Source organism: Streptomyces sp. NPDC005962 (genome assembly GCF_040629205.1).
In the GTDB taxonomy this organism is placed as follows: Bacteria; Actinomycetota; Actinomycetes; order Streptomycetales; family Streptomycetaceae; genus Streptomyces.
In genome coordinates, this window is the sequence record NZ_JBEXVE010000047.1 from 1 (window position 1) to 19,757 (window position 19,757).

At 71.2% G+C, this 19,757-nt stretch carries 16 protein-coding genes; 11 read left to right on the plus strand and 5 right to left on the minus strand.

Translation table 11 applies throughout. From position 1 onward, the window contains the following. Positions 1-286 precede the first annotated feature (286 nt). On the plus strand, positions 287-877 hold the full coding sequence (locus ABZ370_RS42120) for a malonic semialdehyde reductase (protein WP_358633256.1): 591 nt from the start codon (positions 287-289) through the stop codon (positions 875-877). Positions 878-943: 66 nt separating this feature from the next. Here ABZ370_RS42120 and ABZ370_RS42125 read toward each other — a convergent pair whose 3' ends face one another. Next, the gene (locus tag ABZ370_RS42125) at positions 944-1,504 is read right to left on the minus strand and encodes a DUF4245 domain-containing protein (RefSeq protein WP_358633406.1); all 561 of its coding nucleotides are present in this window, start codon (positions 1,502-1,504) and stop codon (positions 944-946) included. 176 nt (positions 1,505-1,680) lie between these two features. Between ABZ370_RS42125 and glpX the strand changes: the two genes are divergently transcribed. Further along, positions 1,681-2,712: a class II fructose-bisphosphatase gene (glpX, locus tag ABZ370_RS42130; RefSeq protein ID WP_358633259.1), complete on the plus strand. Its 1,032-nt coding sequence runs from the start codon at positions 1,681-1,683 to the stop codon at positions 2,710-2,712. An 81-nt stretch (positions 2,713-2,793) separates the two neighbouring features. On the opposite strand, the gene ABZ370_RS42135 is transcribed toward glpX, so the two are convergent. Continuing rightward, positions 2,794-3,150, minus strand: a complete 357-nt coding sequence (locus tag ABZ370_RS42135) for a WhiB family transcriptional regulator (RefSeq protein ID WP_055548186.1) — start codon at positions 3,148-3,150, stop codon at positions 2,794-2,796. A 178-nt stretch (positions 3,151-3,328) separates the two neighbouring features. Beyond that, positions 3,329-4,021: a DUF1707 domain-containing protein gene (locus ABZ370_RS42140; protein ID WP_358633263.1), complete on the minus strand. Its 693-nt coding sequence runs from the start codon at positions 4,019-4,021 to the stop codon at positions 3,329-3,331. A 178-nt stretch (positions 4,022-4,199) separates the two neighbouring features. Here ABZ370_RS42140 and ABZ370_RS42145 point away from each other — a divergent pair, with 178 nt between their 5' ends. Then, complete coding sequence (locus tag ABZ370_RS42145; RefSeq protein WP_358633266.1) at positions 4,200-5,876, plus strand: fumarate hydratase; 1,677 nt, start codon at positions 4,200-4,202, stop codon at positions 5,874-5,876. A gap of 63 nt (positions 5,877-5,939) precedes the next feature. On the opposite strand, the gene ABZ370_RS42150 is transcribed toward ABZ370_RS42145, so the two are convergent. Beyond that, positions 5,940-7,007: a chitinase gene (locus tag ABZ370_RS42150; RefSeq protein ID WP_358633269.1), complete on the minus strand. Its 1,068-nt coding sequence runs from the start codon at positions 7,005-7,007 to the stop codon at positions 5,940-5,942. 199 nt (positions 7,008-7,206) lie between these two features. Between ABZ370_RS42150 and ABZ370_RS42155 the strand changes: the two genes are divergently transcribed. The 6 genes from ABZ370_RS42155 to ABZ370_RS42180 all read left to right on the plus strand — a co-directional run bounded on the left by ABZ370_RS42155 (position 7,207) and on the right by ABZ370_RS42180 (position 15,882). Continuing rightward, positions 7,207-8,076 carry a hypothetical protein gene (locus tag ABZ370_RS42155; protein ID WP_358633272.1) on the plus strand — a complete coding sequence of 290 codons (870 nt, stop codon included), beginning with the start codon at positions 7,207-7,209 and terminating at the stop codon, positions 8,074-8,076. Then, positions 8,073-10,307: a bifunctional polysaccharide deacetylase/glycosyltransferase family 2 protein gene (locus ABZ370_RS42160; RefSeq protein WP_358633275.1), complete on the plus strand. Its 2,235-nt coding sequence runs from the start codon at positions 8,073-8,075 to the stop codon at positions 10,305-10,307. Before ABZ370_RS42155 ends, ABZ370_RS42160 begins: the two co-directional genes overlap by 4 nt. 78 nt (positions 10,308-10,385) lie before the next feature. Continuing rightward, positions 10,386-11,801 carry a class II fumarate hydratase gene (locus ABZ370_RS42165; RefSeq protein WP_358633278.1) on the plus strand — a complete coding sequence of 472 codons (1,416 nt, stop codon included), beginning with the start codon at positions 10,386-10,388 and terminating at the stop codon, positions 11,799-11,801. 68 nt (positions 11,802-11,869) lie between these two features. After that, positions 11,870-12,571 (plus strand): DUF402 domain-containing protein, encoded by a 702-nt coding sequence (locus ABZ370_RS42170; protein ID WP_358633280.1) that lies wholly within the window; start codon positions 11,870-11,872, stop codon positions 12,569-12,571. Positions 12,572-12,705: 134 nt separating this feature from the next. Beyond that, positions 12,706-13,425, plus strand: a complete 720-nt coding sequence (locus tag ABZ370_RS42175; protein ID WP_358633283.1) for a class I SAM-dependent methyltransferase — start codon at positions 12,706-12,708, stop codon at positions 13,423-13,425. 60 nt (positions 13,426-13,485) lie between these two features. After that, the gene (locus tag ABZ370_RS42180; protein ID WP_358633286.1) at positions 13,486-15,882 is read left to right on the plus strand and encodes a SpoIIE family protein phosphatase; all 2,397 of its coding nucleotides are present in this window, start codon (positions 13,486-13,488) and stop codon (positions 15,880-15,882) included. Positions 15,883-15,964: 82 nt separating this feature from the next. On the opposite strand, the gene ABZ370_RS42185 is transcribed toward ABZ370_RS42180, so the two are convergent. Beyond that, complete coding sequence (locus ABZ370_RS42185) at positions 15,965-18,205, minus strand: transglycosylase domain-containing protein (RefSeq protein WP_358633289.1); 2,241 nt, start codon at positions 18,203-18,205, stop codon at positions 15,965-15,967. Between the two features lie 213 nt (positions 18,206-18,418). Here ABZ370_RS42185 and ABZ370_RS42190 point away from each other — a divergent pair, with 213 nt between their 5' ends. Next, positions 18,419-19,381, plus strand: a complete 963-nt coding sequence (locus tag ABZ370_RS42190) for an SPFH domain-containing protein (RefSeq protein WP_358633291.1) — start codon at positions 18,419-18,421, stop codon at positions 19,379-19,381. Next, a complete protein-coding gene (locus ABZ370_RS42195; protein ID WP_358633294.1) occupies positions 19,378-19,713 on the plus strand; it encodes a hypothetical protein in 336 nt (111 codons plus the stop codon). Before ABZ370_RS42190 ends, ABZ370_RS42195 begins: the two co-directional genes overlap by 4 nt. Positions 19,714-19,757 lie beyond the last annotated feature (44 nt).

Genomic DNA, 19,757 nt, shown 5'->3' on the forward strand with positions numbered 1-19,757 from the left:
TCCCTTTTACAAGCACTAGACGGATTCCGAGAGCACCAACTATGTGACTGTTGTTAAGTCGTGTGCTCTTCCGTTCTGGACCCCGCTCCTCAAACGCCGGAGGGGCTGGGGGTGGGGCAGCTCCGCCTCCGGCGCCGGGGCGCAAGCTCGCCCGGCTACTGCCCGGGGCGCGACCGGTGGCTGTGATTCGGCGCACCCCGGCCCGATTTTAGTTGAACATTAACCTAAACCTCGTACAGTGGAATCAGCGCACATCGATATCACCACCGTGACCAGGAGGTTTACCATGACGCTCGCACTCGACCCGGCCGCCCAGGATCTGCTCTTCCGTGAGGCCCACACCGCCAACACCTTCACCGACGAGCCGGTCTCCGAGGAGCAGGTGCAGGCCATCTACGACCTGGTGAAGTACGCCCCCACGGCCTTCAACCAGTCGCCGCTGCGCATTGTCCTGGTCCGTTCCGCCGAGGCGCGTGAGCGTCTGGTTCCTCACATGGCCGAGGGCAACCAGCCCAAGACGGCCTCCGCGCCGCTGGTGGCGATCCTCGCCGCGGACAACGAGTTCCACGAGGAGCTGCCCGCGCTCTTCCCGCACGCCCCGCAGATCAAGGACGTCTTCTTCAGCGAGCGCGGCACCCGTGAGCAGGCCGCCGCGCTCAACGCCTCGCTGCAGGCCGGTTACTTCATCGTGGGCGTCCGCGCCGCCGGTCTGGCGGCCGGCCCGATGACCGGTTACGACCCGTCCGGGGTCCAGAAGGAGTTCCTGGACGACAACCACACCCCGCTGATGGTCATCAACATCGGCAAGCCGGGCGAGGACGCCTCGAAGCCGCGCAGCCCGCGCCTGGACTACGACCAGGTCGTCACGACCGTGTGACCACCGGGTTCATACCTCCGCACCCCTTCGGCATCACAGGTGCCGACGGGGCGCGGCGCTGTTCCGTCAGCCCTTTTCAGTCTTCTCGGCCTTCTCGGCCTTCAGCGCGGCAGCCATCTTCGCCAGCTGCCCGTACGACGCGGTACCGGTGACCACCGTGGTCACACCCGGTTCGCGGCGCACCAGGGCGTCGTACTTGTCGCCCTCGTAGCGGACCCACTCATGGCCGTCGATCTTCTGCTTGGCCTTCGTCTCCCGCGCCTGCTGGGTGACGTCCTCGATGAAGGGGACCGGCCTGCCGTCGCTCTGCTCGACCGCGATGTACTCCTCGTTCTGGTCGAGGAAGCCCAGATGCCAGGCCGCACCCTTGTCCGCGGTGGTTTGGGGCTGGTACGTCACCGAGGTCGCGCGCCACCCCTTGGGCAGGCTGCTCTTCTCGGGGGCGGCGACCGGGTACGGCGCCGCGCGCCGGGCGGTGTCCACCTCCACCCGGTAGTCGACCGTCTGGACGCCCTTGCCCTTGTCACTGTCGTCATGCGGAATGCCGAAGACGTAGATGGCCGCCGCGACGACGCCAATCACCGTCAGCGACAGGACCATGTCCCGCACCGTCTCTTTGCCACGCATACCTGCCACGCCCCCTATCGTCCCTCATCGCCTCCCGGCGCCCGGCAACAGGGCCGCAACCGCCGCAACGGCGTCGCGCTCATGCGTGGGGTCCACTGCTCACTTTCGCAATGAACGGATAAGGTCATGAGCACCCTCACTTTCCGGTTCGTCGCCGTACAGAAAGGTGCGCTCCGATGACCGAGCACCATCTCCCGTCCCAGCTCGAGGTCAGTCCCGCGGCTCCCGACCGCAACCTCGCCCTTGAGCTGGTCAGGGTCACCGAGGCGGGCGCCATGGCGTCCGGCCGCTGGGTGGGCCGTGGCGACAAGAACGGCGCGGACGGCGCCGCCGTGAAAGCCATGCGCTCCCTGGTCCACACCGTCTCGATGAACGGCGTCGTGGTCATCGGCGAGGGCGAGAAGGACGAAGCCCCGATGCTCTACAACGGAGAGCGCGTCGGCGACGGAACCGGCCCGGAGTGCGATGTGGCCGTGGACCCGGTGGACGGCACCACGCTGACCGCCAAGGGCATGGCCAACGCCGTCTCCGTGCTCGCCGTCGCCGAGCGGGGCACCATGTTCGACCCGTCGGCCGTCTTCTACATGGACAAGCTGGTCACCGGCCCCGAGGCCGCCGAGTTCGTCGACATCACGGCGCCGCCCGGGGTGAACATCCGGCGGATCGCCAAGGCGAAGAAGTCCACCCCCGAGAACGTCACCGTGGTGGTCCTGGACCGTCCCCGCCACAAGGGCCTCGTCAAGGAGATCCGGGAGGCGGGCGCCCGGATCAAGTTCATCTCCGACGGCGACGTGGCCGGTGCGATCATGGCGGTGCGCGAGGGCACCGGCGCGGATCTGCTGCTGGGCGTCGGCGGCACACCGGAGGGCATCATCACCGCCTGCGCGATCAAGTGCCTCGGCGGCACCATCCAGACCAAGCTGTGGCCGAAGGACGACGAGGAGCGGCAGCGCGCCATCGACGCGGGCCACGACCTCGACCAGGTGCTCCAGACCGACGACCTGGTCAGCGGCGACAACGTGTTCTTCGTCGCCACCGGCATCACCGACGGCGATCTGCTGCGCGGGGTGCGGTACAGCGCGGATACCGCCACCACCCAGTCGCTGGTCATGCGGTCGAAGTCCGGGACGATCCGGCAGATCGACTCCACCCACCGGCTGTCCAAGCTGCGCGCCTACGCCTCGGTCGACTTCGAGCGCCCGCGCTAGCGCCTCCCGGGAACAAGGCGTGACGTACGTCACGGGCCGGACTCCGCCGTATGGCGGGGCCCGGCCCGTGACGCGAAGAATTCACCCGGCGGCGGCGACGCGCACGGCGCGCTGCAACTCCGCCTCTCGACGCCGACGGCGCGCCAGCACCACCCGGCGCTCGGCCGCGGTCAGCCCGCCCCACACCCCGTACGGCTCGGGCTGGAGCAGCGCGTGCTCCCGGCACTCGACCATGACCGGGCAGCGCGCACAGACGCGCTTGGCGGCCTCTTCCCGCGACAGCCTGGCGGCCGTGGGCTCCTTGGACGGAGCGAAGAACAGCCCGGCCTCGTCCCGGCGGCACACCGCCTCCGAGTGCCAGGGGCCGGCCTGTTCCCGAGCGGGGATGCGCTGCGGGGGCACGGCGGCGTCCAGCAGGGGCTGATGCGGTTGCAGCACGGTCTACTCCTGACGACGGCTCCGGTGTTCACCCTTGCCCGTCTCCCGCCATACGGCCCCCTGTGCACCCCCATCAGCCGTGCAAGAGACGATGCACCAAGCCTTACCCGCTGTGCGCACGCTTATGCACACGGTTGCCCCAGCCGGAAATTCCGTATGCACAACGGCTCTTCAGCCCTTATGACCTCAGGTTCTTCACACGTTTCCCGCGCTTCGGCTTGGCGTCGATCCCGCCGAAGAGCGCGAATCCGCTGACCCGGATCACCGGCGCGTCGGGGTCCGGAGCCTCGTGTTCCGCGATGTCCACGCCGCCGAATACGCCGGAGCCCGAACCGTGCAGCGAGACATTCTCCGGAACCTTGATCTCCACGCCGCCGAACACCGCCCAGGCCTGGATGACGATCTCCCGCTGCTCGAAGACCGCCTCGGTGAGGTCGATATCGACGCCACCGAAGACCGCGAAGGCGTGCGTACGGCTCCGGGGCCGCCAGCGGCCCTTGCGCGCGGCGCCGCCGAACACCGCGATCAGGTTCTCGGGTCCGGCCCCGGGGCCGGAGGCCGCACCGGAGGCCAAGCCCGCCGCGGCAGGGGACGTACCCGCGGGCACGTCCCGGACCAGGGGCTCCAGCTCGCCGAGGGTCTTGGCGCGGTAGACCGCGTCGATCCGCTCGGCGTGTTCCTCGGGTTCGAGCCGCCCCTCGGCGAGGGCCTCCCGCAGGATGTCCGCGATCCGGTCGCGGTCCGCGTCGGACGCACGGATCTCCGCCTCGGCGACGGGCGCCGGGGCGGGCGCCGCGACAGGCGCCGCGACGGGCGCCGGGGCGGCAGAAGGGGACGATTTGGTCAAGGACACCGGCTGCTGCTCATCCACACGCGTCAGACTACCCAGTCGCGATAGATCGCGACTAGTGGTGTGCGGCGGCTCGATATGCGGCGGGCTCTACTGAGCCTTACCTCACAAGCCCCGTCTCCCCCGCCCCGTTCTACGCTTATGCACGCGCTGTCGACGAAGTCAGCCGTAGCCCCCCGTCGAGTAAGGAATGGCCGCGATGCCAGAGTTTGCCTATTCGGACCTGCTGCCTCTGGGAGAGGACAGCACTCCGTACCGTCTGGTGACCTCCGAGGGCGTGAGCACCTTCGAGGCCGACGGGCGCACCTTCCTCAAGGTGGAGCCGGAGGCGCTGCGCAAGCTCGCGGCCGAGGCGATGCACGACATTTCGCACTACCTGCGCCCCGATCACCTCACCCAGCTGCGCCGCATCCTCGACGACCCCGAGGCCAGCGCGAACGACCGCTTCGTGGCGCTGGACCTGCTGAAGAACGCCAACATCGCGGCGGCCGGGGTGCTGCCGATGTGCCAGGACACCGGCACCGCCATCGTCATGGGCAAGCGCGGCCAGAACGTGCTCACCTCGGGCGGCGACGAGGAGGCCCTGTCGCGCGGCGTCTACGACGCGTACACCAAGCTCAACCTGCGCTACTCCCAGATGGCCCCGCTGACCATGTGGGACGAGAAGAACACCGGCTCCAACCTGCCCGCGCAGATCGAGCTGTACGCGACCGACGGGGGCGCCTACAAGTTCCTCTTCATGGCCAAGGGCGGCGGCTCGGCGAACAAGTCCTTCCTCTACCAGGAGACGAAGGCGGTGCTGAACGAGGCATCGATGATGAAGTTCCTGGAGGAGAAGATCCGCTCCCTGGGCACCTCCGCCTGCCCGCCGTACCACCTGGCGATCGTGGTCGGCGGCACCAGCGCCGAGTACGCGCTGAAGACCGCGAAGTACGCCTCCGCGCACTACCTGGACGAGCTGCCCGCCGAAGGCTCCCCGACCGGTCACGGCTTCCGCGACAAGGAGCTGGAGGAGAAGGTCTTCGAGCTGACGCAGAAGATCGGGATCGGCGCGCAGTTCGGCGGCAAGTACTTCTGCCACGACGTACGCGTCGTCCGGCTGCCGCGGCACGGCGCGTCCTGCCCGGTCGCGATCGCCGTCTCCTGCTCGGCCGACCGCCAGGCGCTCGCGAAGATCACGCCGGCGGGCGTCTTCCTGGAGCAGCTGGAGACCGACCCGGCGCGCTTCCTCCCGGACACCACCGACGAGGAGCTGACCAAGGACGCGGGCCCGGACCTGGACGCGGTCGCCATCGACCTCAACCGGCCCATGGACGAGGTCCTGGCCGAGCTGACCAACCACCCGGTCAAGACCCGGCTCTCGCTGACCGGCACGCTGGTCGTCGCCCGTGACATCGCCCACGCGAAGATCAAGGAGCGGCTGGACGCGGGCGAGGAGATGCCGGAGTACCTGAAGAACCACCCGGTCTACTACGCGGGCCCGGCCAAGACCCCCGAGGGGTACGCCTCCGGCTCGTTCGGCCCGACCACGGCGGGCCGGATGGACGCGTACGTCGAGCAGTTCCAGGCGGCCGGTGGCTCGAAGGTCATGCTGGCCAAGGGCAACCGCTCGAAGCAGGTCACCGACGCGTGCGACGCGCACGGCGGCTTCTACCTGGGCTCGATCGGCGGCCCGGCGGCGCGGCTGGCGCAGGACTGCATCAAGAAGGTCGAGGTCCTGGAGTACGAGGAGCTGGGCATGGAGGCGGTCTGGAGGATCGAGGTCGAGAACTTCCCGGCGTTCATCGTGGTGGACGACAAGGGGAACGACTTCTTCACGGACCCGGGCCCGGCCCAGCCGTTCGTGAGCAGCATCCCGGTGCGCCCCGGCGCCTGACCCATACGCAGACCGACGGCCCCGGCCACCCGTTGCGAACGGGTCGGCCGGGGCCGTCGGCTGTCAGCCGGACAGCGTTGCCTCGAAGGCGCCCGGGCGCTGGGGGACTCCGCTGCAGGAGGTGCTCGGGGCGGTGGCGGCGGGGTTCTCGGGGGCCGCGGCGCCGCCGGTGCTCGCACCCTCGGCGGCGCACGGACGGTCCCGTTCCGCCGACCACATCGACAGCCGCCCGATGCCCTTGCGGGCCGCGAAGCGGGCGAGTCCGGCCGCGTCCTCCAGTGTGAAGACCTCGCCGGTCACGTCGTTGACCCCGATCATCGGCGTCACGGCGAGGGTCTTCCACGCGGCGGCGTCGGACAGCCCGAGCACCCGTCGGACCTTCTCGTGGGCGGCGGTGGCCGCCTGGATGGCGTAGCGGCCCATGTCGCCCGTGTGGTCGCCGCTGTAGTTCATGGCCATGACGTTGACCGAGGAGACGGTGACGCCCTGCTGGCGGGCCGCGGTGAGCTGGGCGAGGGCGTCTGGCGTCAGCCCGTCCGGCATGGCGGGCAGCGTGAAGGAGACGTTCAGCCCCTCGTGGGTGCGCTGGACCAGGGCGATGGCCTGGGCCCGGCGGGCGGTGGCGGCGGGGTCGGCCAGGGCGTCGCCCTCGATGTCGAAGTCGGCCCGGATGATCCCGTAACGCTCGATCACCTCGGTGTACGCGGCGGCCAGTTGCGAGACGTCCTCGCAGGCCGTCGCCAGCTCCGCGCCGTCGGCGCCGCCGAAGGAGATCCGTACGTCACCGCCCGCCCGCCGGGTGGCCTCGATACGGGCCGTCAGCGCCGCGTCGTCGAAAGGGATGCCGCTGTCCCACGCCGGGGCGCAGCCATCGCCTGAGCTGTCACCCGAGCCGTCACCCGATACGACGAAGCCCAGGGTGAATTCCTTGATGCCGCGCGCCGCCGCGGCGGGCATGTCGTAGCGCGATCCGGCCCAGGCGCTGACGTACGGCATGAAGTCGGCGGGGGGCGGCGCGGGGCGGGGGGCGGCGTGCGAGGCCGCGTGGGGCGCCTCGGACGACTGCTCGCTGCCCGCCCAGACGGCGACGGTGGCGCAGAGCACGGCTCCGGCCATGGCGATTCCGCTCATGCGGGGGCTGGCCCTCAATCGCACGCGCTCTTCCTTCCGCTCCGGTGTGAAGGGGTGAGGGGATGTGAGGGCCGGGGGTCGGCCCCGGTCCGGTCTCTCCGTTCAACCTCGCACATCCGATCAAAAGTAACGAACTATGACACACCGCATGTTTGACACATAGGTTGTATGTCGTATTTTCTGCACTAGCCTCTGACGCATGGATGATCCTCAGTCAGAGGTGGCCGAGCGTGCGTCCTCGCGTCCCGTCCGCTCCGACGTGGCCGGGAAAGGGCCCGTGTTCGTGGACCTCTCCGGGCGCCGCGGCCGACTGGTACGGCACGCGGGCGCGCTCGCGGGGGCCGTCTGCTTCGGCTATTCGGCGGTCCTCGGGATGGGATTCGCGGGCGGTACGGCCATCGCTCCCGAGACGCTGATCCCGGGCCACCCCGTCACCACCGAGGCGTTCGGCCGGGAGCCGAAGGGCGCCCCGGAGGGACACCCGGGGGGACGTTCCGACGCGCATGAGTACCCGTCGGAAGACCATGGGTACTACCGCCCGGACGGCGACCCGGACCGCCCCCGTCCGTACTTCCCCGCGGACGCGCACCACGCGGGCGCCCGGAAGCCCACCGCACTCGCCCGTCCCGCCCCGCCCCGGACGCGCCGCGCACCCTCGGCGCGCGGTAAGCGGTCCGCGCGCGGCGAGCACGCCGCGCGCCCGGGCCGCCGCCCGGCCGCGCACCAGGCCGCGCACCACGCCCCGCGGCACCAGCGGTCCACGGCCCACCGGCCCGGCCACGCGCCGCATCACCCGCGGCCCCACAAGCCCGCCTCGTCGCATACGTCGCGCCCGGCGCCCCACAAGCCGCCGCGGAAGCCGGTGGACCCGGCGCCCGATCCGGCGCGGAAGCCCCCGGCCGCCCATCCCGCGAAGCCCGCCGAGCCGGGCCCCGACCGCCCCCAGAACCCCGGCAAGGGCCAGGCCAAGCCCCCGGTGAACGAGCCCGAGCCCCCGGTGTGGGGTCCGGCCACGCCCGCCGGGATCAACTGGCAGTCCCTCACGCCGTTCGGTGGCGGGGTGTCATGAGCGGCGGCAGACCGCTGAAGCTGCCGCGGCCACGCGGCCGCAGACTCCCGGCCCCCGGCAAAAAGCCCGGCAAGAAGCCCGGCGAGAGAACACGCGAGCCGCACCGCCTCCGGGGGCGCCTCAAGGTGCGTACCCGCACCCGGATGGCCTTCGCGCTGGCCACGCTGCTCGCGCTGGTCTGCGCCCTGCTGCTGGACGGCTATCTGTACGCCGAGATCGGCAACGACGCCCGGGTGCACGCCGCGCACTCGTACCGCAGCGTCCCCGAACGGCTGCGCCGCGGCGGACCGGTCCTCACCTTCGACCGGCGGGGAAAGGCGACCGAGCACTCCATCCCCGCCAAGACCATCGCGCTGACCTTCGACGACGGCCCGGACCCGCGCTGGACCCCGGAGATCCTCGCCGTGCTGCGCAAGCACCGCGTACCGGGGACGTTCTTCGTGCTGGGCCAGATGGTGGTCCGGCATCCGGGGCTGGTGCGCCGGATGGTGGCCGCCGGACATGAGATCGGCGTGCACACCTTCTCCCATGTCGACCTGTCCTACCAGGACAAGCGGCGGATGAACCGCGAACTGGCCCAGTCGCAGCTGGCGCTGGCGGGCGCCGCGGGCGTCACCAGTTCGCTGTTCCGGGCGCCGTACGCGTCGGAGGTCTCCGCGCTGGACGACCGCACCTGGCCGGTCCAGCGGCATGTGGGCGCCGAGGGCTACGTCAGCGCGTTCGTGGACACCGACAGCGAGGACTGGCGGCGGCCTCCGGTCAAGGAGATCGTCCAGAACGCCACCCCGCGCGGCACGAAGGGCGCGTCCGTGCTGTTCCACGACGCGGGCGGCAACCGCGCGCGGACCGTGAAGGCGCTGGAGCACTACATCAACCGGATGGCGGCGCGCGGCTACTCCTTCACCACCATCACCGGCGCGCTCGACGCCAAGAGCGCCAACCACCCGGCCCCGGCCGTCCGGGTGTGGGAGGGCCGGACGCTGATCTGGGCCGCGCTGGCCACCCAGTACGCGCTGCCGGTGCTCGTCGGGATGCTGGGCGTCGTCGGCTTCGCGGTGTTCGGGCGGCTGCTGCTGATGCTGGGGCTGGCCTGGTGGCACCACCGCTCCCGGTACCGGCGCCGCTACACCCTGGTGCAGGAGGTGAACGATCCGGTGAGCGTCGTCGTGCCCGCGTACAACGAGAAGGAGTGCATCGCCCACACCCTGAACTCCCTGTCCGCCTCCACCCACCCCATCGAGATCCTGGTGGTGGACGACGGCTCGACCGACGGCACCGCGGACATCGTGGCAGCGATGGGGCTGCCCAACGTGCGGGTGCTGCGCCAGCCGAACGCGGGCAAGCCCGCCGCGCTCAACAACGGCATCGCGAGCGCCCGCCACGAGCTGATCGTGATGATGGACGGCGACACCGTCTTCGAGCCCACCACCATCCATGAGCTGGTCCGTCCCTTCGCCGACGCCCGGGTCGGCGCGGTCGCGGGCAACGCCAAGGTCGGCAACCGGCGCAGGCTGATCGGCGCCTGGCAGCACATCGAGTACGTGATGGGCTTCAACCTCGACCGGCGGATGTACGACCTGCTGCGCTGCATGCCGACCATCCCGGGTGCGATCGGCGCGTTCCGCCACCGCGCGCTGCTGGACGCCGGGGGCATGAGCGCCGACACCCTGGCCGAGGACACCGACATCACCATCGCGCTGCACCGGGCGGGCTGGCGGGTGGTGTACCAGGAGCACGCGCGCGCCTGGACCGAGGCGCCGGGCACCCTGGGCCAGCTGTGGAAGCAGCGCTACCGCTGGAGCTACGGCACCATGCAGGCGCTGTGGAAGCACCGGCGCTCGCTGATCGACCGGGGGCCCTCGGGGCGGTTCGGCCGGGTGGGGATGCCGCTGGTGGTGCTCTTCCAGATCGTCACGCCGCTGTTCGCGCCGCTGATCGACCTGTTCACGCTGTACGGGATGATCTTCGTCGACCCGGTGCGCTCCCTCGCGGCGTGGTGCGCGCTGCTGCTGGTGCAGCTGCTGGGGGCGGCGTACGCCTTCCGGCTGGACCGCGAGCGGTACCGGGCGCTGGCCGTCCTGCCGCTCCAGCAGATCGTCTACCGCCAGTTGATGTATCTGGTGCTGCTGCATTCGTGCGTGACGGCGGCCACCGGCGCCCTGCTGCCCTGGCAGAAGCTCAAGCGCACCGGTGAGGTGGAGGCTCCGCGCGCCCCGGAGGCCGTACGGTGACCCACCTCACCGGTCCGCCCCGGACGGCGCGGGAAGATGGCGTGGCAGGGCAACGCTGTTCTGCACGGAGGTGTCCCCATGACAGACGACATGCCAGAAGACATGACCGGCGAGAACTACCGGACCGAGCACGACTCCATGGGTGAGGTGCGGGTGCCCGCCCACGCCAAGTGGCGGGCGCAGACCCAGCGCGCGGTGGAGAACTTCCCCGTCAGCGGGCAGCGCCTGGAGCGGGCGCACATCGAGGCGCTGGCCCGGATCAAGGCCGCGGCGGCCCGGGCCAACGCCGAGCTGGGCGTGGTGGAGGAGGACATGGCGGCGGCCATCGCGGAGGCGGCCGCGGAGGTCGCCGAGGGCCGCTGGGACGACCACTTCCCGGTGGACGTGTTCCAGACCGGCTCCGGCACCTCGTCCAACATGAACACCAACGAGGTGCTGGCCACGCTCGCGACCGAGCGGCTGGGCCGCCCGGTGCACCCCAACGACCATGTGAACGCCAGCCAGTCCTCCAACGACGTCTTCCCGTCCTCCATCCACGTCGCCGCCACCGCGGCCGTCACCGCCGACCTCATCCCGGCGCTGGACCACCTGGCCGAGGCGCTGGAGCGCAAGGAGGCCGAATTCGCCGAGGTGGTCAAGGCCGGGCGGACCCATCTGATGGACGCCACTCCGGTGACGCTGGGCCAGGAGTTCGGCGGCTACGCGGCACAGGTGCGGTACGGGGTGGAGCGGCTGCGCGCCTCCCTCCCCCGGCTGGCCGAGCTGCCGCTGGGCGGCACCGCCGTGGGCACCGGTATCAACACCCCGCCCGGCTTCCCGGCCGCCGTCATCGCCGAGCTGGCGCGGGCCACCGGGCTGCCACTGGCCGAGGCCCGGAACCACTTCGAGGCGCAGGGCGCGCGGGACGGGCTGGTGGAGACGTCCGGTCAGCTGCGGACCATCGCGGTCGGCCTGACCAAGATCTCCAACGATCTGCGCTGGATGGCGTCCGGTCCGCGCACCGGCCTCGCCGAGATCGCGCTGCCGGATCTGCAGCCCGGTTCGTCGATCATGCCGGGGAAGGTCAACCCGGTGATCCCCGAGGCGGTTCTGATGGTCGCGGCCCAGGTCACCGGCAACGACACGACCGTCGCCACGGCCGGGGCCGCCGGGAACTTCGAGCTGAACGTGATGCTCCCGGTGATCGCCAAGAATCTGCTGGAGTCGATCCGGCTGCTGACCAGTGCTTCCCGGCTGCTGGCGGACCGCACCATCGACGGGATCACCGCCGACGCGGAGCGCGCCCGGGAGTACGCGGAGTCCTCGCCGTCGGTGGTCACCCCGCTCAACCGCTACCTCGGCTACGAGGAGGCGGCGAAGGTCGCCAAGAAGTCCCTCGCCGAGCGGAAGACCATCCGCGAGGTGGTGCTGGAGTCGGGCTATGTGGAGCGCGGGCTGCTGACCCGGGAGCAGTTGGACGAGGCGCTGGACGTGCTGCGGATGACGCATCCGTAAGCCCCTGTTGTACTGTGCGTGCGGCATAGGTCACGGCACGGCGGCCCGGTCGCACCTAAGATCTGCTCATGACAGCGGACATCGTGGAGACGACGGACATGGCGGGCGGCGCCGGATGGGCGCCAGGGGATCACATCCTCTGGCGTTATCGCGCCAACGCCTCCGACGCCATCCACATCTGCCGTCCGGTGACCGTCGTCCGGGACACCCCGGAGCTGCTGGCCGTCTGGCTGGCACCCGGTACGGCATGCGTCAAGCCGCAGCTCGCCGACGGTACGCAGGTGCACCGCGAGCCGCTGTCCACGCGCTACACCAAGCCGCGCACCACCGCGCTGTCCCAGTGGTTCGGCACCGGGGTGCTCAAGCTCGCCCGGCCCGGAGAGCCCTGGTCGGTGTGGCTGTTCTGGGATCAGGGCTGGCAGTTCAAGAACTGGTACGTGAACCTGGAGGAGCCGCTGGCACGCTGGGGCCGCGGCGTGGACTCGGAGGACCACTTCCTGGACATCGCGGTCTACCCGGACCACAGCTGGGAATGGAAGGACGAGGACGAGTTCGCGCAGGCGCAGCGGGCCGGTCTGATGGACGGTGAGCAGGCCGAGCGGGTACGGGCGGCGGGCCGGGCCGCCGTGCGGCTCATCGAATCCTGGGACGCGCCGTTCCGGGAGGGGTGGGAGGAGTGGCGTCCGGACCCGTCGTGGACGGTCCCCGTCCTCCCGGCGGACTGGCACCGTATCGACAGGGGGCGTACGTCGGCGCACTCGAGGTCCTGAACCTCTTGCTGTGTCCCCGTGTTTCAAACGTAGGATCGTCGTCCGGAACACTGCACATGCGGGAAACAAGACATAGGCGCAACTCACGGACGATGCGCACGATCTGACGCAATGTCACAGGAGGGGCGGGAGTCGTGAGCGGTGAGGACGACTACGGCGACGGCTATGCGGGCTACGAGGACTTCGACCGCCTGGCACTCGACCGCAGCGGTCAGGCGGAGGCGTTCGACGCGATAGGCGACCGTTACGACGACGCCTTCCCGCGCAAGGATGGCCAGGTCGCGGCCGGTCAATGGCTGGCCGACACGCTGCCGCCCGGGTCCCGCGTACTCGACGTCGGCTGCGGTACGGGGCTTCCCACGGCCCGTCAGCTGACCGCCGCCGGACACCGGGTGACCGGCATCGACATCTCCCCCGGGATGCTGAAGCTGGCCCGGGACAATGTGCCGGACGCCGACTTCCAGCAGGTGGACATCGTCGACCTGAGGGTGGGCGGCCGGTACGGCCCCGGGGGTTCCCGGGAGCTCGGCCCCTTCGACGGCGTCGCCGCCTACTTCTCGCTGCTGCTGCTGCCCCGCCCGGAGATCCCGTACGCCCTGCGCGCCCTGCACGCCGCGCTGAGACCCGGCGGGCTGCTGGGACTGGCCATGGTCGAGGCGGACGTCGACGACTTCGCCATCCCGTTCCTCGGCAACTCGGTCCGGGTATCCGGTTATCTGCGGGACGAACTTCGGCAGGTCGTACGCGATGCGGGCTTCGAGATCGCCGGGGAGGACTCGCATGCGTACGCCCCGGCCAGCACGGACGTACCACCCGAGATCCAGCTCTATCTGAACTGCCGACGACGTGCCTGACACTCGGTGCGCCCCCGACGAGACGGGGGCGCACGGCCCCGGACGGATGGAAACCCACGCGTGACGGAGCACCCCACCTCCCACAACAGGCGACAGGCCGCCGGCCCCGCCGCCGCCTCGGGCGCGCCCGAGGACGCGCACGGCGCGGTCCCGGACCCGCGGACCGCCGTGCGGCAGACGGCCGCCCCCGGCCAGGAGCCGGGCGGCGGCCGGCCGCGTCCCGCCTTCCCCGCGGACGGCCCGGCGGCCGCCCCGGGCTCCGGCGACGCCCCGGCCCCGGACCCGGACGGAGCCCCGGCCGACGGGGACGCCCGGCCACGGCCCGCGCGCCGCGGCCGGGACAAGGCCGCGCCACGCGGCGGCGGGGGAACGCCACGCGGCGACGGAGAGGCGAAGCGCGCCGGTGGAGGGACGCGGCGCCGGACCACGGCGGCGGAGAGCGAGCAGCCGGAGCACGGCACACCGGAGGGCGAACCTGTGTGGGACGCGGACCGCAATGCCGCCAGAAGCGCGGCGCGCCGACCCGGGGCCCGGGACGACGCCCCCAGCACCACGGCGGGCGAACACCCGGCCCCCACGCGGCCGGACGCGGCCACGCCGGGCGGCTCGGCGACGTCGGCGGGCTCGGCCACCTCGGCGGGTGAGGTCGCGGCCGCCAGTCAGGTGGGGTACACCACCCCCGAGGGCGGGATGCCCGCCGTACCGCCCTCGAACGCGCTTGGCGCCGACGGCACCGCCGCCATGCGGGACCGCAGCGGGGACCGGCTGCGGTTCGTCGGGGCGGCGACGCGGCGCATCGCGCGCGGCATCGACCTCGACGAGATCGTGCTCGGCCTGTGCCGGGCCACCGTGCCCACGTTCGCCGACGCGATCCTGGTCTATCTGCGCGACCCGCTGCCGGTCGGCGACGAGCGCCCGGTCGGCCCGGTGGTGCTGCGGCTGCGCCGCACCGACCGCATCCCGACGGACGCGGACACCGAGAGCGGACGGCTGCCGCTGATGTCCTCGCAGTCCGATCTGGCGCCCGCCGTGGGCGGCGGCCCCGCCGCCGAGCTGTGCGAGGTGGAGGCGGGCGGTCCGCTGGCCGAGGTGCTGCGCGGGGTGCGGCCGGTGTTCGGCGACTCACAGGCCGCCCGCGCCGCCCTGCCCGAACTCCTCGGCGAAGGACCGACGGTGGCGACCGGTCAGCGCACCGTGCTGGCCCCGCTGCGCGGCCGCCGCCGGGTGATCGGCGCGGCCGTCTTCGTACGCCGCCCGGACCGGCCGCCGTTCGAGCCGGACGATCTGCTGGTCGCCGCCCAGCTGGCCACCCACACCGCGCTCGGCGTGGACAAGGCGGTGCTGTACGGGCGCGAGGTCTACATCGCGGACGAGCTGCAGCGCACCATGCTGCCCGACTCGCTGCCGCAGCCCACCGGCGTCCGGCTGGCCAGCCGCTATCTGCCCGCGGCCGAGACCGCACGGGTCGGCGGCGACTGGTACGACGCGATCCCGCTGCCCGGCAACCGGGTCGCGCTGGTCGTCGGCGACGTCATGGGCCACTCCATGACCTCGGCCGCGATCATGGGCCAGCTGCGCACCACCGCGCAGACCCTGGCCGGGCTCGACCTGCCGCCGCAGGAGGTGCTGCACCACCTCGACGAGCAGGCCCAGCGGCTCGGCACCGACCGCATGGCCACCTGCCTGTACGCGGTCTACGACCCGGTCGCGCACCGCATCGTGGTCGCCAACGCGGGCCATCCGCCGCCCCTGCTGCTGCACCGCGGCGGCCGCGCCGAGGTGCTGCGGGTGCCGCCGGGGGCGCCGATCGGGGTCGGCGGGGTCGACTTCGAGGCCGTCGAGCTGGACGCGCCCGCCGGGGCCACCCTCATGCTCTACACCGACGGCCTGGTCGAGTCGCGGGTGCGCGACGTGTGGACCGGGATCGAGCAGCTGCGCGAGCGGCTCACCGCCACCGCCCGGCTCACCGGCCCCAACCCGCCGCCGCTGGAGCCGCTGTGCGACGAGGTGCTGGACATGCTCGGCCCCGGCGACCGCGACGACGACGTGGCGCTCCTGGCGGCCCGCTTCGAGGGCATCGCGCCCAGCGACGTCGCGTACTGGTTCCTCGACCCGAAGGCCCAGACCGCCGGTCAGGCCCGCCGCCTGGCCCGCCGGGCGCTGGCCCGCTGGGACCTGGAGGATCTGACGGACGCGGTGGAACTGCTGGTCAGCGAGGTGGTCACCAACGCCGTGCGGTACGCGGAGCGGCCCATCACCCTGCGGCTGCTGCGCACCGACGTGCTGCGCTGCGAGGTCGGCGACGACGTACCGCAGCTGCCCCGGCTGCGCCAGGCGCGCCCCTCCGACGAGGGCGGGCGCGGGCTGTACCTGGTCAACCGGATGGCGCGCCGGTGGGGCGCGACCCGGCTGTCCACGGGCAAGGTCGTCTGGTTCGAACTGGCCATGCCGTCCTGAGCCGCCCGGCCCGGAAAGTACGGAAGCGGCCGCCCGGCACCCAAGGTGCCGGGCGGCCGCTTTCGTCAGCCGGTCGGAACGGTCAGCCTCCGGTTTGCCCGTCGCCCTGGCCGCCGCCGTCCTCATTGCCCGGCGGGTTCAGGGTCGTCGGGTTCAGGGTCGGCGGGGTCACGGGCGTGGACGGGGGCGTCGTCGGGGTCGCGGGCGTGGTCGGCGCGGTGGGCGTGTCGTCCGCGGTCGGGCTCTTGCTCGCGGTCGGGGGCGCGGACGTGGTCGGGGGCGCGGACGTGGTCGCCGGCGGCTCCGTGTCCGTCGTCGGCGGGGGCGGCGCGTTGTTTTCCAGCTCGGTGTCCAGGTCGAACTTCGTGGTCGACGAGCCGTTCAGGGTGCTGCCCATGTACGAGCCCCAGATCTTGGCCGGGAAGTCACCACCGTTGACCCGGCCGCCGCCGGCCACGCCCTTGAGCGTGACCTGCTTGCCGCCCTTCGCCTCGCCGAACATGCCGACCGAGGTGACCAGGTCGGGCGTGTAGCCGGTGAACCAGGCCGACTTGTTGTCGTCCGAGGTACCGGTCTTGCCCGCCATCTCCTGGCCCTTGGTGCGCACGGCCTGGCCGGTGCCGTCGTCGACCACACCGGTCAGCACCTGGGTGACGGAGTCGGCCGCGCCACGGCTGATCGCCTGGCCGTTGGTCGGGTCCGGCAGGTCGGCCTGCTGGTCCTCGCCCTTCTGGGCCGACTTCACGAACGCCGGGGTGACCTTCTTGCCGTGGTTGTCGAGGGTCGCGTAGACCCCGGCCATCTCCTTGGGGCTGGCGCCCATCACGCCCAGCGACATCGCGGGGCGCACGTCGAAGCCGTTGCTCACCTGGCCGGTCATGCCGAGGTCCATGGCGGTGCTCTTGACCTTGTCCAGGCCCACGTCCACCGCCATCTGCGCGAAGACGGAGTTGACGGACTTGTTCATCGCCTTCTGGACGTTGATCGAGCCGTAGGACTTGTTGTCCTCGTTCGGCGGCGCGAAGGCGGTGACGCTGCCCTTGACGGCCCGCCTGCTGGTGCCGTCGTAGAGCGTGCTCGCGGTGATCGGCGTACCGCTCTGGGTCGTCGATCCGTTCTCGTAGGCCGAGGCCAGGATGAGCGGCTTGAAGGTGGAGGCGGGCTGGTAATCCGCGCGGGTGGCGTTGTTGGTGTAGTGCTCCGTGTAGCCCGCGCCGCCGTACATCGCCACGATGCCACCGGTCTTGGGGTCCACCGAGACCGCGCCGACCTGGGCGTCCTTGTCCGCCTGGCGCTTCTTCGGGTCCAGCTTGTCGGTCAGCTCGGTGCGGACCGCCTTCTCCAGCGCCGTCTGCTTCTTCTTGTTGATGTTGAGGGTGACCGTCCAGCCGCCGGCCTCCAGCTCGTTCTCGCTCACGCCCTCCTTGTACAGCTCCTTCTTGGCCGCCTCGATCACATAGCCGGTCTGGCCGTCGAGCCCGGGAATGGGGCGGGGCGCGATGGGCTTTTCGAACTTCAGCCCGTCGCGCTCGCTCTTGGGCAGCCAGTCCATCTCGACCATGTTGTTGAGGATGTAGTTCCAGCGGGCGACGACCAGCTTCTTGCCGTTGGGGCCCGCCGTTGAATAGTCGTACTGACTGGGGGCCTGGAGCAGTGCCGCGAGATAGGCGCCCTGCTGGACCGTCAGCTTGTCGGCGTCCTTGTTGTAGTACGCGCGGGCGGCGGCCTGGATGCCGTAGGCGCCACGGCCGTAGTAGCTGGTGTTGATGTAGCCCTGGAGGATGTAGTCCTTGGACTGGTCCTGGTCCACCTTGAGGGAGATCACCAGCTCCTTGAGCTTACGGCTGACCGTCTGCTCCTGGCTCAGGTAGTAGTTCTTGACGAACTGCTGGGTGATGGTCGAGCCACCCTGCTTGCCCCGGCCGAGGGCGGTGTTGATCAGACCGCGCGCGGTGCCGGAGAAGGACACACCGGAGTCGGTGTAGAAGTCCTTGTTCTCCGCGGCGACGAAGGTGTGCTGCACCTTCTTGGGGATCTTGGAGAGCGGCACCGACTCGCGGTTGACCGAGCCCTCCTTCGCCATGATCGCGCCGTCGCTGTACTTGTAGATGTTGGCTTCCGCCGTCGCCGCGGCGTTGGCGGGCGGGACCTTCACCAAGAAGTACGCGATGAAGAACGCCCCGACCCCCAGGGCACCCAGCCCGACGAAGTAGGCCAACACCATCTTCCAGGTGAAGAACCGCCGTATGCCCCCCTGCTTAGCGGTCTTCCTGGCTCTGCGTGCGCCCTTCTGCCGCGCCCGCCGATCGTCCGCTCTACCCATCTCTCCCGCCGCTCCAGTCCATCAGCCCCCCAGCCCAGCTCATGAAGCTAGCACCGCAACTACCGGCAAATACTCATCGATCAAGCTTTTTCCGTACGTGACAAAGAGCACGTCGCTCACGGGAACTTGACTCCCCAGGGCCGCCGAGGGTTGCACAGGAACCTAAATGTGTTATCACTTTGCTAGGCACTCTCGAAAAGAAACGGGGACCCCGTGACCGACACCGACACACCCACCGCAACCGACACCACCCCCACCGCCGACATACCGGCCATCCCCGAGCCGCAGATACGGGAGCGGCCCGCCAAGAACATCAGCGGCGGTCTCGCCCTGCTGCTGGGCCTGGCCGGGCTGGTCGCCGGGGTCGGGCTGATCCTCGCCGGGGCCGCCGTCGCCGCCGACCACAAGGGCGCCGGGTCCACCGCGCTGATCGTCGCCGGGATCGTGGTGATCCTCACCTCGCTCTTCACCATGGGCGGGCTGAACATGGTCGCGCCGGGCGAGGCCCGGGTCGTCCAGCTCTTCGGCCGCTACCGCGGCACCATCCGCACCGACGGACTGCGCTGGGTGAACCCGCTGACCAGCCGGGAGAAGATCTCCACCCGGGTGCGCAACCACGAGACCGCGGTGCTCAAGGTCAACGACGCGTACGGCAACCCGATCGAGCTGGCCGCCGTCGTGGTCTGGAAGGTCGAGGACACCGCGCAGGCGATGTTCGAGGTGGACGACTTCCTGGAGTTCGTCGCCACCCAGACCGAGGCGGCCGTACGCCACATCGCCATCGAGTACCCCTACGACGCCCACGACGAGGACGGCCTCTCGCTGCGCGGCAACGCCGAGGAGATCACCGAGAAGCTCGCGATCGAGCTGCACGCCCGGGTCGACGCGGCCGGGGTCCGCATCATCGAGTCGCGCTTCACCCATCTCGCGTACGCCCCGGAGATCGCCTCCGCGATGCTCCAGCGGCAGCAGGCGGGCGCGGTGGTCGCCGCCCGGCGGCAGATCGTGGACGGCGCGGTGGGCATGGTCGAGGCGGCCCTGGCCCGCATCACCGAGCAGGGGATCGTGGAACTGGACGAGGAGCGCAAGGCCGCGATGGTCAGCAATCTGATGGTGGTGCTGTGCGGGGACCGCTCCCCGCAGCCCGTCCTCAACACCGGCACGCTCTACCAGTGACAGACCGAGACGAAGAAGGCGCTGCAGGCGCCGCCGGGGGAGGCCGTGGGCCGCGGCGGCAGCGCAAGCAGACGCTGCTGCGGCTCGACCCGGCGGTATACGACGCCCTCGCCCGGTGGGCGGGCGAGGAGCTGCGCAGCGCCAACGCGCAGATCGAGTTCCTGCTGCGGAAGGCGCTGTCGGACGCGGGCCGACTGCCCGGAACGGCCCGCCCGATCCCCCGCCGCGGCCGCCCGCCCCGCGCTGCGGACGGGGCGGCGGGCGGCGCGGCGGGCAGCGACGGGCCCGATGACAGCGCCGACGGCGAATCCGGGGGCCGAACCCCGCAGTAGGGCTCTGACCTGCACTGACGCGCCGTACACCGCATCTATACACA